General features: G+C 66.4%; 13 protein-coding genes. 4 read left to right on the top strand and 9 right to left on the bottom strand.

What is annotated here, in order from left to right; translation table 11 throughout:
- Nucleotides 1-228: 228 nt before the first annotated feature.
- Nucleotides 229-1,665 (bottom strand): type I glutamate--ammonia ligase, encoded by a 1,437-nt coding sequence (gene glnA / locus ACTXPP_RS08685; RefSeq protein WP_301520932.1) that lies wholly within the window; start codon nucleotides 1,663-1,665, stop codon nucleotides 229-231.
- Between the two features lie 230 nt (nucleotides 1,666-1,895).
- Between glnA and ACTXPP_RS08680 the strand changes: the two genes are divergently transcribed.
- Nucleotides 1,896-2,492 (top strand): RDD family protein, encoded by a 597-nt coding sequence (locus ACTXPP_RS08680; protein ID WP_301520931.1) that lies wholly within the window; start codon nucleotides 1,896-1,898, stop codon nucleotides 2,490-2,492.
- Nucleotides 2,493-2,601: 109 nt separating this feature from the next.
- On the opposite strand, the gene ACTXPP_RS08675 is transcribed toward ACTXPP_RS08680, so the two are convergent.
- The 4 genes from ACTXPP_RS08675 to sucB form a co-directional block, all read right to left on the bottom strand.
- A complete protein-coding gene (locus ACTXPP_RS08675; RefSeq protein ID WP_301495876.1) occupies nucleotides 2,602-3,378 on the bottom strand; it encodes a DUF4191 domain-containing protein in 777 nt (258 codons plus the stop codon).
- 54 nt (nucleotides 3,379-3,432) lie between these two features.
- On the bottom strand, nucleotides 3,433-4,479 hold the full coding sequence (gene lipA / locus ACTXPP_RS08670; RefSeq protein ID WP_301495874.1) for a lipoyl synthase: 1,047 nt from the start codon (nucleotides 4,477-4,479) through the stop codon (nucleotides 3,433-3,435).
- 54 nt (nucleotides 4,480-4,533) lie between these two features.
- A complete protein-coding gene (gene lipB / locus ACTXPP_RS08665; RefSeq protein WP_301495872.1) occupies nucleotides 4,534-5,289 on the bottom strand; it encodes a lipoyl(octanoyl) transferase LipB in 756 nt (251 codons plus the stop codon).
- A gap of 90 nt (nucleotides 5,290-5,379) precedes the next feature.
- Complete coding sequence (gene sucB / locus ACTXPP_RS08660; RefSeq protein ID WP_301495870.1) at nucleotides 5,380-7,140, bottom strand: 2-oxoglutarate dehydrogenase, E2 component, dihydrolipoamide succinyltransferase; 1,761 nt, start codon at nucleotides 7,138-7,140, stop codon at nucleotides 5,380-5,382.
- A gap of 172 nt (nucleotides 7,141-7,312) precedes the next feature.
- Here sucB and ACTXPP_RS08655 point away from each other — a divergent pair, with 172 nt between their 5' ends.
- Nucleotides 7,313-7,708, top strand: a complete 396-nt coding sequence (locus tag ACTXPP_RS08655) for an oxidoreductase (RefSeq protein WP_301495868.1) — start codon at nucleotides 7,313-7,315, stop codon at nucleotides 7,706-7,708.
- Here the strand turns inward: ACTXPP_RS08655 and ACTXPP_RS08650 are convergent.
- Complete coding sequence (locus tag ACTXPP_RS08650) at nucleotides 7,705-9,330, bottom strand: leucyl aminopeptidase (RefSeq protein ID WP_443341805.1); 1,626 nt, start codon at nucleotides 9,328-9,330, stop codon at nucleotides 7,705-7,707. The two genes, ACTXPP_RS08655 and ACTXPP_RS08650, sit on opposite strands and share 4 nt — an antisense overlap.
- Nucleotides 9,331-9,380: 50 nt before the next feature.
- On the opposite strand from ACTXPP_RS08650, the gene ACTXPP_RS08645 reads away from it, so the two are divergent.
- Nucleotides 9,381-10,535: a branched-chain amino acid aminotransferase gene (locus ACTXPP_RS08645; RefSeq protein ID WP_301495866.1), complete on the top strand. Its 1,155-nt coding sequence runs from the start codon at nucleotides 9,381-9,383 to the stop codon at nucleotides 10,533-10,535.
- A gap of 43 nt (nucleotides 10,536-10,578) precedes the next feature.
- On the opposite strand, the gene ACTXPP_RS08640 is transcribed toward ACTXPP_RS08645, so the two are convergent.
- Nucleotides 10,579-11,421: a nicotinate-nucleotide--dimethylbenzimidazole phosphoribosyltransferase gene (locus ACTXPP_RS08640; RefSeq protein ID WP_301495864.1), complete on the bottom strand. Its 843-nt coding sequence runs from the start codon at nucleotides 11,419-11,421 to the stop codon at nucleotides 10,579-10,581.
- A 15-nt stretch (nucleotides 11,422-11,436) separates the two neighbouring features.
- Nucleotides 11,437-12,165 (bottom strand): DUF3043 domain-containing protein, encoded by a 729-nt coding sequence (locus ACTXPP_RS08635; protein WP_301495862.1) that lies wholly within the window; start codon nucleotides 12,163-12,165, stop codon nucleotides 11,437-11,439.
- A 201-nt stretch (nucleotides 12,166-12,366) separates the two neighbouring features.
- On the opposite strand from ACTXPP_RS08635, the gene ACTXPP_RS08630 reads away from it, so the two are divergent.
- Nucleotides 12,367-12,711 carry a HesB/IscA family protein gene (locus tag ACTXPP_RS08630; RefSeq protein ID WP_301495860.1) on the top strand — a complete coding sequence of 115 codons (345 nt, stop codon included), beginning with the start codon at nucleotides 12,367-12,369 and terminating at the stop codon, nucleotides 12,709-12,711.
- A 287-nt stretch (nucleotides 12,712-12,998) separates the two neighbouring features.
- Here ACTXPP_RS08630 and asnB read toward each other — a convergent pair whose 3' ends face one another.
- Nucleotides 12,999-14,948 (bottom strand): asparagine synthase (glutamine-hydrolyzing), encoded by a 1,950-nt coding sequence (gene asnB, locus ACTXPP_RS08625; protein ID WP_301495858.1) that lies wholly within the window; start codon nucleotides 14,946-14,948, stop codon nucleotides 12,999-13,001.
- Between the last annotated feature and the right edge of the window lie 85 nt (nucleotides 14,949-15,033).

Here is a 15,033-nt window from a genome sequence, read left to right as displayed (position 1 = left end):
GGATCGGTGTTGGCTGCCTGTCTGGAGGACCACAACAACCACTTTCGACCGAGAATCTGTTGAACGATCCGTTCGCGGGATTCTCGATCGAAAGTGGTTGTTTCCGCTCTATGGGAGTGCGGAAAGGCCGGGTCGGCTGGGGACAAGGCAGGTGTCGGAATACACCGACACCCCCGTATCCCGGTCGGACCGGGAAGCGGGGGTGGACAGTGACTGAAGGACTGATCCCTAGCAGTCGAAGTACAGCTCGTACTCCAGCGGGGTCGGGGTCAGACGGTTCGGGGAGATCTCGGTGTCGTACTTGTACGCGATGTAGGTGTCGATGAGATCCTCGGTGAACACGCCACCCTCGGTGAGGAACTCGTTGTTCTCCTCCAGGGCCTTCAGTGCGGCCTCGAGGGAGGTCGGGGCGGTCGGGATGCCGGCGGCCTCCTCCGGGGGCAGCTCGTAGAGGTCCTTGTCGACCGGGGCGTGCGGCTCGATGCGGTTCTTGATGCCGTCGAGGCCGGCGAGCATCATCGCGGCCATACCGAAGTACGGGTTACCCGAGGGGTCCGGCGCACGGAACTCCAGGCGCTTGGCCTTGGGGTTGGAGCCGGTGATCGGGATACGCACGGCGGCGGAGCGGTTACGCTGCGAGTACACCAGGTTGATCGGGGCCTCGAAGCCCGGAACCAGGCGGTGGTAGGAGTTCAGCGTGGGGTTGGTGAACGCCAGGACAGCGCCGGCGTGGTGCAGGATGCCGCCGATGTAGTAGCGGGCCAGGTCGGACAGGCCGGCGTAGCCTGCCTCGTCGTAGAACAGCGGCTTGCCGTCCTTCCACAGCGACTGGTGGGCGTGCATGCCGGAACCGTTGTCGCCGGCCAGGGGCTTCGGCATGAAGGTCGCGGTCTTGCCGTTGGCGGCAGCGGTGTTCTTGACGATGTACTTGAAGGACTGCAGATCGTCCGCAGCGTGCAGCAGGGTGTTGAACTTGTAGTTGATCTCCTGCTGGCCACCGGTGCCCACCTCGTGGTGGAAACGCTCGATGTCGTAGCCGCTGGCGAGGAGGTTCTGCACCATCTCGTCGCGGACCTCGACGGTCTGGTCGTAGGGTGCGACCGGGAAGTAGCCGCCCTTGACACGGGTCTTGGAACCGGTGTTGGGGGTGCCGTCGGTGTTGGTGTCCTTGCCGCGGTTCCACCAGCCCTCGTTGGAGTCCACCTCGTAGAAGGACGCGTTCTGGCCGGCCTCGTACTTCACCTTGTCGAACAGGTAGAACTCGGCCTCCAGGCCGAAGTTGCAGGTGTCGGCGATACCGGTGGAGGCGAGGTACTCCTCGGCCTTGCGGGCAACGTTGCGCGGGTCACGGGAGAACGGCTCGCGGGTGAACGGATCGTGGACGAAGAACTTGATGTTCAGCGTCTTGTTCGACCGGAACGGGTCGATCTTTGCGGTCGCGAGGTCGGGCAGCAGGTTCATGTCGGACTCGTCGATGGTGGTGAATCCACGCACCGAGGAACCGTCGAACGCGAGGCCGGTCTCGGCGGTGTCCTCGTCGAATGCCGCAGCGGGGATCGTGAAGTGCTGCTCGGTTCCGGGGACGTCGGTGAACCTGACGTCGACGAACTCCACTCCCTCGTCCTTGATGAACTTGCTGACCTCTTCGGCTGTCTTAAATGCCACTTCTTCGACTCCTTGCAGTCGTGGTCGACCCAACTCGTATTGTCGCTGTCCAACCGTAGTCACGGGTTGTTGCCCCGCGGTCAATCCAATGTTACCGCCGCGTAACGGCTCCATGGGTCGCCAACCGGGTACTCACCCAAGGATACGGGGTGCAACTGGTCGAGGTAGCAAGGTGGGGGTATCCGCCTCAGTTGGGGTGCTGACCTGAACCGCCGGTAGTGTTGGAACCCATGGCACAGCGGCAGGACGACAATACGTCCAACACGGCGAAAGGTCCGGGCAAAGACAAGGCACGACAGCAGGCGGAGCGGGAGCAGCGACGCAACCGGCGCAAGCAGGTGCGGGATGAACGCGCCTCCCAACCCACCTGGTTGGAGGGGCCGCAGGTCCCGGGGCAGTACGAGGACCCGAAGGACCTGAGCTCCTACCCGGGCAAACTGCTGGGGATGCCGAAGGAGGGGGCGGGCTCGATCGCGTCCATGGTGCAGCGCATGCTCGCCCTGCTGGTGGACTGGACGGTCTGCTACGTCATGGCCTTCTTCATCACGCAGGCCACCGATGCGCTCGGTGGTGTGTCGTTCGTGGTGCTTCTCGTATGGGCCCTGTGGCGCATCGTCACGGTGTGGCTCTTCGGGCAGTCGCCGGGCCACGCACTGCTCGGCATCGGTGTGGCCCGTGTCGATGACGCGGATGCCCGGGTCGGCCTGGTCCGCTCCATTGTGCGTACGGTGCTGACGGTCTTCCTGCTGCCCCCGCTGATCCAGGACACCGACGGACGGGGAATGCATGACCGGGCGACCGGTACCGCGGTGATCCGAACCCGCTGATCCCCGGCGAGATCCTGGGGCACGATCCTGGGCAGAGCAAAACCCCCGCGCCGCCCCCTCCCGGTCGGCACGGGGGTTTTCTCAGCTCTGTGGGCCCCGCTGTCTCTGACTAGCCCCGCTTGTTGCGGTTCGCGGCGCGGCGTGCCCGACGGTTGATGCCTGCCGGGTTGGCGGCGTTGCGCGGCACCGGCCCCTTCGGCATCATCGACTCGCGCGAGTGCAGCTTCGCGATGGACTCCACGCGGCTGTTCAGGGCGGGGACGTCCTTTTTCTTGAGGTTGCGGGGCATGCGGACCAGGTGGTTCTGCAGCTTGCGGATCTCGACCTCGTCCTCACCCTTACCGATGTAGACGTCGTAGATCGGGGTGTTGCCGAGAATGCGGGCCAGACGCTTGCGCTCCTGGGCCATCATCGGCTTGAGGCGGTGTCGGCTGCCCTCGCCGACGAGGATGACTCCGGGCACGCCGACGACCCGGTGGACAGCGTCCATGTGGGTGTTGGATGCCACGGCGGTCTCGGTGATCCACTTGACGCCGACACCGTCACGCAGGTTCTGCAGGGCCCAGCCGGCTGCACCGGCCTCGCCTTCGATCTGGTCGTACACGCCGGCCTGCAGACGCCGGGAGAAGATCCAGAAAGCCGCGAGCACACCGAACATGATGCCGACGATGAGGTTCAGCCACCACCAGCCGAACAACAGGCTCAGAGCCAGCATCACGACTATGGGGACCAGGAACCCCAGCAGCATGAAGGGGATGAGCTTCTTGTCCTTCTTGCGCTGCATCTGGAAGGCCTGCCACATCTGACTCCTGGTCTGCTTGCGGCGCACCTTCTTACTGGCCTTGGCCAGCTTCTTGTTTTCCTTTTCCCGGGGATCTTTCGCCATGCCCCTACCTTAGAACATCAGGGCCTATAACCCGCCAAGCGGCAGGCGATAGTGTTACCGTGCAGCGGAGACAGGGGTCTCGGCGGAGGGGCCGTACTTGTCCAGCAGGGTGCTGGCCTCCTGGCTGGTGGTCGAACCGAGAGTATCGCCGAGGTGGGAGAGGTTCTCCGGCAGGGCTTCGCCGCGGGCGGCCTTCGCCTCGGCGTAGAGGCGTCCCGAACGGTAGGACGACCGGACCAACGGGCCGGACATGACCGCGCCGAAACCCAGTTCCTTGGCGAACTCGGAGTGCTCCATGAACTCCTCGGGCTTGACCCACCGCTCGATCGGGTGGTGCATGCTCGTCGGACGCAGGTACTGGGTGATGGTGATGATGTCGGTCCCGGCGTCGTACAGGTCAGTCAGTGAGGACCGCACCTCCTCGGCGGTCTCGCCCATGCCCAGGATCAGGTTCGACTTGGTGACCAGGCCGAAGTCACGGGCGGCGCGGATGACCTCCAGCGAACGCTCGTAGCGGAACGCCGGTCGGATCCGCTTGAAGATCCGCGGGACGGTCTCCAGGTTGTGGGCGAAGACCTCCGGGCGGGCCTCGAAGACCTCGGCCAGCAGGTCCGGCTTGGCGGAGAAGTCCGGGGTCAGGTTCTCGACACCGGTGTTCGGGTTGAGTTCGTGGACCTTGCGGACGATCTCGGCGTAGAGCCAGGCGCCCTCGTCGTCGAGGTCGTCACGGGTGACACCGGTGATGGTGGCGTAACGCAGGTCCATGTCACGGATGTTCTCGGCGACGCGGCGGGGCTCGTCCCTGTCCAGGGGAGTGGGCTTGCCGGATTTGATCTGGCAGAAGTCACAACGCCGCGAACAGGTGTCACCACCGATGAGGAAGGAGGCCTCGCGCTCTTCCCAGCACTCGTGGATGTTCGGGCAGCCGGCCTCCTGGCACACGGTGTGCAGACCGGCGTCGGCGACCCGGTTCTTCATGTCCCGGTACTCCGGGCCCATCTTGGCCTGGGTACGGATCCAGCGGGGCTTCTGCTCGATCGGGGTCTGGGAGTTCTTTGCCTCGATACGAAGGAGACGACGTCCGTCAGCTTTCACAGTCACGTCCTCCAGCGTACGCGGAGTATTCCTCACATGCTAACCGGGCAAAAGCACTGGTTACACGGCGTCCTGTACCGCATCTCCGACCGCGCCGTGGGCGAGTCGTTCCGGGACGTCGGTGTCCGACATCGGCAGGGTTCCGTCGAGGGCGGCGAGCAGGTGTTCGGTGAACACCGGGGCCACCTCGGCGACATCCACCTCACGGTCGAGCTCGGCGGACAGGGTGGTGACCCCGGTGTCCGCCAGGCCGCACGGCACGATGTGGTCGTAGTAGTCCAGGGTGTTGTCACAGTTCAGTGCGACCCCGTGCATGGTGACCCCACGGGTCACGCGGATACCCACCGCAGCGATCTTGCGGGCAGGGACCAGGGCGCCATGGCGTAGCCCGGCCGGTAGCCAGACACCGGAGCGTCCGGGCACGCGTCCGACATTGTCCAGGCCGAGCGCGCGGCAGGTCGCCAGGACGGCCTCCTCGATACGCCGGACGTAGTCCACGACGTCAATCGGGTCAGCGAGCTTGATGATCGGGTAGGCCACCAGCTGGCCGGGGCCGTGCCAGGTGATGCGCCCACCCCGGTCGACATCGACCACCGGCAGGCCGTTGGTCGGCAGGTCCTCAGGCTGGGTGCGCTTGCCGGCGGTGTACGTCGGCGGATGCTGCAGCAGCAGGATGGTGTCGTCGACGTTGCCCTCGGCCCGTCGGCGGGCCAGGTCGGCCTGATGGTCCCAGGTGGACAGGTAATCGACGGTGCCGAGGTCGTCCACGGTGAGCGGCGCGTCTGACATCCGGATCGAGCCGTGCTGATATCCCATACCTCACGACTCTACCCCGCCCCGGTCGGGCGACCGGGGCGGGGTAGAGGAGAACCTTGTGCGCTGCGCGTCAGGCGCTGCGCACAGATCCTAGAGTTCGAGGTCGGCGGTGAAGTCGACGTTCTCCAGGCGGTCGCGGACGGTGGTCAGGAAGCGACCGGCGTCAGCACCGTCGATGACCTGGTGGTCGTAGGTCAGCGGCAGGTAGACCATGCTGCGGATACCGATGCTGTCGGCACCGTCCTCGCTGATGACCACGGGGCGCTTGACGATCGCACCGGTTCCGACCATCGCGGCCTGCGGCGGGACGAGGATCGGGGTGTCGGTCAGCGCGCCCTCCGAACCGATGTTGGTGATGGTGAAGGTGCCGCCGGAGATGTCGTTCGGCTTCAGCTTCTTGTTCCGGGCGCGGTCGGCGATGTCGACGATGGCCTGGGCCAGCTCCGGCAGGGACAGGTCCTGGGCGTCGTGGATCACCGGGGACAGCAGGCCGTCCTTGGTGTCCACGGCGATGCCGAGGTTGACCTTGTCGTGGTAGGTCATCTCCTGGGTCTCTGCGTCGTAGGACGCGTTGACGTTCGGGTGGGCCACCAGTGCCTCGACGACTGCCTTGGCGAAGAACGGCAGGTAGGTCAGGTTGATGCCGTGCTTCTCCTGGAAGGCGGCCTTGCTGTCCTTGCGGAGGTCGGCGATGTGGGTCATGTCGACCTCGTGGACCTGGGTCAGCTGGGCCGCACCGTGCAGCGAGTCCAGGGTGGTCTTGGCGGTGATCGCCCGGATGCGGTTGACCTTCTGGGTGGTTCCGCGCAGGGAGGCCTTCTCCGGGTCGACACCCGGGGCCGGAGTCTCCTCAGCGGCGGCGGAGGAGGCGGTCTCGCCGTTGGCGGCGGCCAGGACGTCCTGCTTACGGATGCGTCCACCGACACCGGTGCCCTCGACGGAGGCGAGGTCCACACCGTGCTTCTCCGCGAGCTTGCGCACCAGCGGGGTGACGTACGGCAGGTTGCCCTCGGCCGGAGCGGACTCCTGCTTGGGGGCAGCCTTCTCCTCCGGCTCCGGGGTGGGCTCCGGCTTCTCGGCGGCCTCGTCCTTCTTGGGCTCGTCCTTCTTGGGCTCGTCCTTCTTGGGCTCCTCGGCGGGCTCGTCCTTCGTTTCCTCGGCGGGCTCCTCAGCCGCGGCGCTGCCGTCACCGACACGGGCGATCACGGAACCGACGTCGATGGTGTCGTCCTCGTCGGCGAGGATCTCCAGCAGGGTACCGGCCACCGGCGAGGGGACCTCGGTGTCGACCTTGTCGGTGGAGACCTCCAGCAGCGGCTCATCGACCTCGACCTCGTCGCCGACGCTCTTCAGCCACTGGGTGATGGTTCCCTCGGTGACCGATTCGCCGAGTTCCGGCATGGTGACGTCGGTGCCCGAACCGGCTGAGTCTGAAGAGGATGAGGAAGATGAAGAGGACGCGGCAGACTTCTCCTCGTGGGCGGGCTCGTCGGCTTCGTCAGCTTCGTCGTCCTCAGCAGACTCCTCCGGCTCTGCGGGGGTCTCGTCCTCATCCGACTCGTCGGAGTCCGAGGAATCCTCGTCGGAACCGGAGTCACCGGCGGGCTCCTCACCCTCATCGCCGATCTCGGCGATGACACCTCCGACGTCAACGGTGTCGTCCTCTTCGGCCAGGATCTTCAGCAGCACGCCGGACACCGGGGAGGGGATCTCGGTGTCGACCTTGTCGGTGGAGACCTCCAGCAACGGTTCATCGACCTCGACGGTGTCGCCGACCTGCTTCAACCACTGGGTGACAGTGCCTTCAGTGACGGATTCGCCCAGTTCGGGCATTTCGACGGAGTGCGCCATGGTGTAGAAGCTCCTAAAAAGCGATGTACAGATGTGGAGTACAAAAATGGTCTCTGACCGAATAGTACATATGGTAGCGCGGTCGGGTTTGTCCCGGCTCTCCGGCCCGCCCCGAAAGTGGTGGAGCGGTGCGCCCGACACACCGTTACACCGGTGCCCTAGAATCGGTGACGTGTTCAACATCTTTGGTCGATCAAGGCGCACCGGCCCCCGCGGTCCCAGGGGTCCCCGGGGGACGGTGCGTCCCGCTGACCTGGACTATCTTCGGCAATGGGCCGCGGAACGCAGCGGGGTCGAGGCATATGTCGAGCCCGAGACCCTGGTCAACGAGATGTCGGTGGTGCTGGTCGACAAAACCGGGGAGTGGACGCGTCGTCGGATCGGTGGCCCAAAAGGCGTCGACGTGATCATCGAGGAGTTGGGCGTACGCGTGTACGACGCACAGTCGTCCGGGTACCCCCAGCGGATGCGCGACCGGATCGAGCGGGACCGCATCATCCGGCAGCGGTTGGAGGCCCGCGAGCGGCGCGCCCGCTTCGAGGAGCTCAACGGCGACGGGGACAACTAGGCCCCGTCGGTCTCGCCCAGGGCGATGTCCTCCAGCACGGCGATGATGGTGCGGACCGGGGCCCCGGTGGCCCGCCGCGGGGTGTACCCACGGGCCGAACCAGAGTTGTAGGCCGGACCAGCGACGTCGATGTGGACCCAGGGCAGTCCCTCGGTGACGAACGTGGCGAGGTAGTGCCCGGCCGCAGCCATGCCGCCCCACCCCTTGGTGGAGATATTGCGCAGGTCAGCCACATCAGAGGTAATGTCCCGGCGGATCTCCGCAGGCAGCGGCATCGGCCAGGCTTCCTCACCGACGACGTGGCCGATGTCGGCAACCCGGTCCCGGAAGGAGGGGGTGCCCATGACCGCAGACATCCGGTCGCCGAGAGCACGGACCTGCGCCCCGGTCAGCGTGGCGGTCTCCACGAGGAAGTCGGGCTCGTCCTCGCAGGCGCGGGCCAGGGCATCGCCGAGGATCAGGCGCCCCTCCGCGTCAGTGTTGAGCACCTCGGTGGTCGTCCCGCCGTAGTGTCGCAGGATGTCGCCGGGGCGCAGCGACACACCGTCCGGCATGTTCTCCGCCAGGGGGACGGTGGCGGTCACCGCGACAGGGAGTTCCAGTTCGGACGCGGCGATGACCGCGGCGACGACCGCCGCCGACCCGCCCATGTCGGAGATCATGTTGTCCATCTTCGCCGCCGGCTTCAGCGAGATACCACCGGTGTCGAAGGTGACACCCTTTCCCACCAGTGCGACATGGCGGGGGTCGTCCACCCCGTCCGGCACGTAGCTCACACGCACCAGTCGGGGAGGACGCTGGGATCCCTGGCCCACGCCCAGGATCGCCCCGAACCCCTGCTCGGCGAGATCATTCTCGTCGAGGACCTCCACCTCGAGGCCAGCCCCGGTGGCGCTGTGTTCGATGATCGTCGCGTAACTCTGCGGGTAGAGGAAATTCGCTGGGGCATTGACCAGGTCCCGGGCGAACGTCACGGCCTCGACGACCACGCAGGCGTGGGCGAAGACCTCATCGGCACCGGAGTCAGGGTTAGTGACAGCGCTGTCACCGGTGGCGACGAGGATGCGCAGGGGAGTGTCGGCGGTCCCGGTGCTGCTGCCGTAGCGGTAGCCGCCCAGGGCATGTCCCTCGGTCACCGGGCCGACCCCCAGCACGCCCAGCAGGCTCAGTACCGAGGTGGCCCCGGTGGCCCCGGTGGCCCCGGTGGACCCGGTAGTCACAGGGAGTTCAGCGGCCACCGCCCGGGAGGCGGCACCGGCGGCGGCACGCAGGCCGTCCTCGGTGACGGCGTCGGCGTCCCCCAGTCCGACGGCGACGATCCGGCCGGCGGCAATGCCGGGCACGGACGGCAGCCCCACGACCTCCTCGGCGCGCCCGGTGGCACCCACCTCGACCAAGGACTTCCACACCTCAACCTGGACCTGCTCAGACACCGAGACGTCCAACGACGTCTCGATTCCCGACTCACCCACGAAGGTCGGCACCATCAGGACATCGACGTCGGCATCGGTGATCGCCCCCGAAAACAGTTCGAGTGCAGGAACGACACCGCGACGCAGTATCGCCGACGGGTTCGGGTTCATCGAATCTAGCTGGTCTGTGGGAGCCGCGCTCGTGGTCATCCCTCACCTCTCCTACGCTCATGGGAACCGACGGGTCTAAGATACAGGCCATGTCTGATTCTGCGCCCGGTTCCGCCGACACCACCCAGCCGTTCACCCGTACCCTCACCGACACGCCGACGCCGGTGGAGCAGATCGAGGAGGTGCTCGCCAACCCCGGGTTCGGCAAGTACTTCACCGACCACATGGTCGTCATCGACTGGTCGCAGGACGCCGGATGGCACGAGCCGCGCCTGGTGCCGTACGCCCCGCTGCAGATCGACCCGGCCTCCTCTGTCCTGCACTACGGACAGGCGATCTTCGAGGGGCTGAAGGCCTACCGTCAGCCGGACGGTTCCATCGCCACCTTCCGACCGGACAAGAACGCCGCGCGGATCCGCTCCTCGGCACGCCGCATGGCGATGCCTGAGCTACCCGAGGAGCTCTTCCTGGAGTCTCTGAAGCAGATCGTCGACGTCGACTCCGCCTGGGTCCCCGCCGCGGGTGGCGAGGCGGCGCTGTACCTGCGCCCCTTCATGATCTCCAGGGAGGTGGGACTCGGCGTCCACCCGGCCAACAGCTACAGCTTCTACGTCATCGCCTCCCCGGCCGGCGCCTACTTCAAGGGCGGCATCACCCCGGTCAGCGTGTGGCTGTCGACCGAGTACGTCCGCGCGGCCCCCGGCGGCACCGGTGCCGCAAAGTTCGCGGGCAACTACGCCGCCTCGCTGGCAGCCCAGTCCTTCGCCGAGGAGAAGGGCTGCGACCAGGTCGTGTGGCTGGACGCCGCCGAGCACACCTGGATCGAGGAGATGGGCGGGATGAACCTTGCGTTCATCCTCCAGGGCGACTCTGATTCCGAGTCGGCTGAACTGGTCACCCCGGAGCTCTCCGGCTCCCTGCTGCCCGGTGTCACCCGCGAATCCCTGCTGCAGCTTGCCGCGGACGACGGTCTGAAGGTCACCGAGCGTAAGTTCAGCGTCGAGGAGTGGAAGCAGACCGCCGCCTCCGGCGAGATGCGGGAGGCCTTCGCCTGCGGAACCGCCGCAGTCATCACCCCGGTCGGCACCGTGAAGGACAAGACCGGTGCATTCCAGGTCAACGGTGGGGAGTCCGGCGAGATCACCATGCGGCTGCGTGAGCACCTGACCGGTATCCAGCGCGGCACCGTAGAGGACGCCCACGGCTGGAACTACACCCTGGTCCCGGCTCGCTCCGGCGAGTGACGGCGCACCGCTAGGGGGACGCCAGGGGGATTGCCGGTACGGACTATTCGGCGGTGCGGTCGCGGTCAGCGACCACCGCGGCGGTCCGCACCATGGGCAGGACGGCCAGGCCGGCGCCGCAGCCGGTCCCGGGCAGGCCCAGATCAGCGTCGTGGATGGGGGAGAGCGACAGTCGACGCAGCGCAGCGGGCGCCGACGGCTGATCGGGGGTGTGGGGGGCCAACCACCAGTCGGCCGACCCCGGACGCAACGCCTCCGCCAGCAGAGCAGCGGCGAGAGTGGCCGGGCCGTCCAGAATGACCGGCGTGCGGCGCTCGGCGGCCTGGGACAGCAGGCCGACGACGACCGCGAGTTCCGCAGTACCGATCATCCGCAGGATCTCACGGCTGGACGACGCCGTCGCGGGGCCACGGCGAAGACGTCGGGTGGTGAACATCAGGTCGCGTACCAGAATGACTCGCCGCTGCCAGTCCGGGTCGTCGGCGCGCAACAGGTTCACCGGCTCCACGTTGCAGCGGGTACCTATGACGGCGGCAGCAGCTGCGGCCGCATCAGCGTCTGCGCCGGGCATGCCGACGAGCAGCAGGGGAGTGGCGGCGTCAGCGTGGGCGTCAGCCTGGGCCTGCCCCTGCGCAATGAGGGCCAGCACATCCTCGGCGGTCAGTCCGGCCGTCGCGGCGGTGACGACCTCGAGGTCCGCCCCACTGATCGTCGCCAGGTCGTTGAGCACCGACCCGCCGGCCGCGAGCGACTCCGCGGCGGGGGAACCGTCCTGCGTGACGGCCACGAGGGCGGGACGTGCACCGGACCCCGTCTCGTCCGGCACGAGGGCGGTGACGCAGCCGGTCGTGGTGACCCAGTCCCGGAGTCTGGCAAGAACCGTCATGGTTGATGGGACGCGCTAGACCGTGTCGCCGAGCTGCACCTGCGGTGCCGGCGTGCGCATTTTGCGGATCATGGTGGCGCGGGTGAAGGCGTAGAAGCCGATCGCCCACTTGCCGAAGGTGTTGTCGGGATAGCGTTCGTTCACCAGGCGGGTCGCCCGGCGGCCCAGGAAGAAGCCCTCGACGACCATCACGATGATCACCACGAGCATGAACACGGACAGGGAGTTCGCCAGCAGCGGGAAGCGCGTACCGATGATCATCACGACCACGACGACCAGGGCGATCGGCAGGAAGTAGTTCATCAGGTAGCGCTTGGAGTCGACGTAGTTACGGACCAGCAGCTTCTCCCTGCCCTGGTCGCGGGGCAGCAGGTAGTCCGGGTCGCCGGCCATCATGCGCTCATTGGCCTTCTGGCGCGCGGCGGCGGCCTCTTCACGCTGCTTGCGCTTCTGCTCCTTGTACTCCTCCTTGGACATGGAGGATTTGACGTCCTTCTTGCGCTGACGTGCCTCCTTCGGGGTCAGCGGAGCGTCGTAGTGGGCGCGACGCACACCCGTGGAGCGCTCAACCTCGTTACGCTTCGGGGTCGGCCGCCCCTTCTTCGCGGTCTGCCCCTTCGGCAGTCCGGAGTCGTCGGTGTCGCCGAAGGTGTCGGCGGCCTGATCAGACTGGACGCTGGCGGCGGTTGCGTCGGTGTTGGCGGTGTCGTCAGAGTCGGAGCTGTTCTTCCACGGGAGTTTCACACCTCACAGGCTAGAGCACCGGAGGTGTCCGGTGCCAAAGGGGGCGGCGGTAGGGCGGAGAAGTCTCCGGTGAAGTCTCTGGTGAAGTCTCTGCCACGCCACGGGAATACTCTGGTGGCTTTCGTGGTTATGGGGGAGTAGTTTGGGAATATCCGCACCAGACGTGCATCAGAAAGCCGCGCATCAGACCAGGAGGAATTGATGACCGCTCCCGAGAAGACCACCGGGGTTGAATTGACCACCGCCGCCGCAGGGAAGGCAGCCGGACTGCTCGCCCAGGAGGGACGGGACGATTTGGCACTGCGTATCGCCGTGCAGCCGGGCGGCTGTGCTGGTCTGCGCTACCAGCTCTTCTTCGACGACCGTTCGCTGGACGGCGACCTCGTCGATGAGGTCGAGGGTGTCCGTCTGATCGTCGACAAGATGTCGGCGCCGTACCTGACCGGTGCAAAGATCGATTTCTCCGACACCATCGAGTCCCAGGGTTTCACCATCGACAACCCCAACGCCGGCGGGTCCTGCGCCTGCGGCGACTCCTTCAGCTGATCTGACAGCTGATCAGAAGACCTGGTCCGCCGTACGCCGGAGACCCCGTCTTCACCAGAGCGACCCCAACTGAGCATAGACCCGGCGAATCCGCGGATTCAGCGGGTCTACGCTCAGTTGGGGTCGCTTCATGTCCGTGTGGAACGGTGGGTAATCCCTCGGCGGCACACGGGTGATGCTCTGCCCCTCGGTCAGAACAACCACAACCGATCGACAATCCCCTGAACACTGAGGTTCGCGGGATTGTCGATCGGTTGTGGTTGTTGGGGTGCCGGGCCCCGAGTGCTCTACAGGTGGACTGGGAAGTCGCGCTCGTCGATCTCCGGGTGGATCCGGTCCTCGACGAAGATGCCGTGCCAGATCATGAAGGCGAGCACGGTCCACAAGCGACGCGAGTGGTCGGGGCCGGTGCCGGTCGCCGACCCGGAGGAGAAGGACACCCGGTGCTCCTCGAGCATGGCCAGCACCTCGGCCTTGTTGAAGATGTGGTCGGTCTGGGACTCCTGGATGGTGGTCTTCGCCCAGTCGTGGAGCTCCTCGCCGGCCAGCCAGTGACGCAGCGGCACCGGGAAGCCCAGCTTCTTCCGGTTGATCACATGCTCCGGGACGATCAGCTCCAGGGCACGACGCAGCGCGTACTTCGTGGTGCCGTGGCCGACCTTCAGCTCGTGAGGGATCGTTCGGGCGACGTCGAAGACAACCTTGTCGAGGAACGGAACGCGCAGCTCCAGTGAGTTGGCCATGGTGATCTTGTCCGCCTTGACGAGGATGTCGCCGCGCATCCAGGTGAACAGGTCGAGGTGCTGCATCCGGGAGACCGGGTCCATGTCGGTGGAGCGGGCGTAGATCGGAGCGGTGACCTCGCGGTGGTCCCATTCGGGACGTGCAATCCGCAGGACGCGCTCCAGCTGCTCGTAGTTGAAGGACCGGGCGTTGCCGTAGTAACGCTCCTCCATCGGGGTGGTGCCACGCTGCAGCAGGGACTTACCGCGCATACCGTCCGGCAGCGCGTTGCCGACGGCCCCCAGCACCTTCTTGATCGGGGAGGGGATCTTCTCGAAAGGAGCCAGCGACAGCGGCTCCTTGTAGATGGTGTAGCCACCGAAGAGCTCGTCAGCGCCCTCGCCGGAGAGCACCACCTTGACGCGTTCGCGGGCGGCGGCGGCGACGAAGTAGAGGGGTACCAGGGCGGGGTCTGCGACCGGGTCGTCGAGGTACCAGATGATCTTGGGGACCGCGGCTGCGAACTCCTCGGGGGAGACCACCTTCACCACGTGCTCCACCCCGATCGCGGCGGCGGACTCGGCGGCCACGTCGACCTCGGAGTACCCCTTGCGCTCGAACCCGGTGGTGAAGGTGATCAGGTCAGGGTTGTGCTGCTTCGCCAGTGCCGCGATGGCGGTGGAGTCGATGCCGCCGGAGAGGAAGGAGCCGACGGTCACGTCAGCACGCATGTGCTTGGCGACCGAGTCCTGCATGGCGTCCGCGATCCTGCGGAACAGTTTGTCCTCGCTGCCGGCCGGGACGGGGACGACAGGGAAGGTTGGCTCGAAGTACCGGACGGCCTCTACGTCGCCGCCGGGGGTGAGGGTGGCGTGGCAGCCGGATTCCAGGCGGCGGATCCCGGCGTGCAGGGTCTCCGGCTCGGGGACGTACTGCAGGTCTGTGTAGTGGACGATGGCACGGTCGTCAAGACTCTTGTCCAGACCAATGGCGTCGGCCATGTCGAGAATCGACTTCTTCTCGCTGCCGAAGGCGGTACCTGCGGCTGTGGTGGCGTAGAAGAGCGGCTTGATGCCGAAGGGGTCGCGGGCCAGGAACAGGGAGCGTTCCACCGAGTCCCACACCGCGAAGGCGAACATGCCACGGAGGTGGTTGACGACGTCCTTGCCCCAGTGGTGGAAGCCCACCACGATGGTCTCGGAGTCGCCGGAGGTCTGGAACTCGTAGCCGGCAGCCTGCAGCTCCTCACGGAGTTCGAGGTAGTTGTAGATCTCGCCGTTGAAGGTCATCGAGTAACGGGCGGGGGCGTCCTCCGGGCCCCACTGCAGAGGCTGGTGGGAGTGCTCCAGGTCGATGATCGAGAGGCGGTTGAAGCCGAAGACGACAGAGTCGTCGTTCCAGGTCCCGTCTTCGTCGGGGCCACGGTGCCGCATGCACGGCAGGGCGTGGGCGACGGCGTCGACGTAGAGGTCGGCGTCGTCCTGCGCGGTCAAGAATCCAAGAAGTCCACACATGGGCGCTAGGGGTCATCTCCGTAAAATTCGGCGGCCGGGGTAGTCCGGGTGGGCATTTTGCTGAATCACCAGACTACTCGGCGGC

The organism is Candidatus Corynebacterium faecigallinarum (assembly GCF_052264515.1).
Taxonomy (GTDB): Bacteria; Actinomycetota; Actinomycetes; order Mycobacteriales; family Mycobacteriaceae; genus Corynebacterium; species Corynebacterium faecigallinarum.
This window is presented reverse-complemented; position numbering and strand designations above follow the sequence as displayed.

Bases quoted from the DNA above. Each gene is read 5' to 3' on its own strand.
- ACTXPP_RS08680 (WP_301520931.1), top strand. From the start codon at position 1,896: ATGGCACAGCGGCAGGACGACAATACGTCCAACACGGCGAAAGGTCCG.
- ACTXPP_RS08675 (WP_301495876.1), bottom strand. From the start codon at position 3,378: ATGGCGAAAGATCCCCGGGAAAAGGAAAACAAGAAGCTGGCCAAGGCC.
- lipB (WP_301495872.1), bottom strand. From the start codon at position 5,289: ATGGGATATCAGCACGGCTCGATCCGGATGTCAGACGCGCCGCTCACC.
- sucB (WP_301495870.1), bottom strand. From the start codon at position 7,140: ATGGCGCACTCCGTCGAAATGCCCGAACTGGGCGAATCCGTCACTGAA.
- ACTXPP_RS08650 (WP_443341805.1), bottom strand. From the start codon at position 9,330: ATGACCACGAGCGCGGCTCCCACAGACCAGCTAGATTCGATGAACCCG.
- ACTXPP_RS08645 (WP_301495866.1), top strand. From the start codon at position 9,381: ATGTCTGATTCTGCGCCCGGTTCCGCCGACACCACCCAGCCGTTCACC.
- ACTXPP_RS08640 (WP_301495864.1), bottom strand. From the start codon at position 11,421: ATGACGGTTCTTGCCAGACTCCGGGACTGGGTCACCACGACCGGCTGC.
- ACTXPP_RS08630 (WP_301495860.1), top strand. From the start codon at position 12,367: ATGACCGCTCCCGAGAAGACCACCGGGGTTGAATTGACCACCGCCGCC.
- asnB (WP_301495858.1), bottom strand. From the start codon at position 14,948: ATGTGTGGACTTCTTGGATTCTTGACCGCGCAGGACGACGCCGACCTC.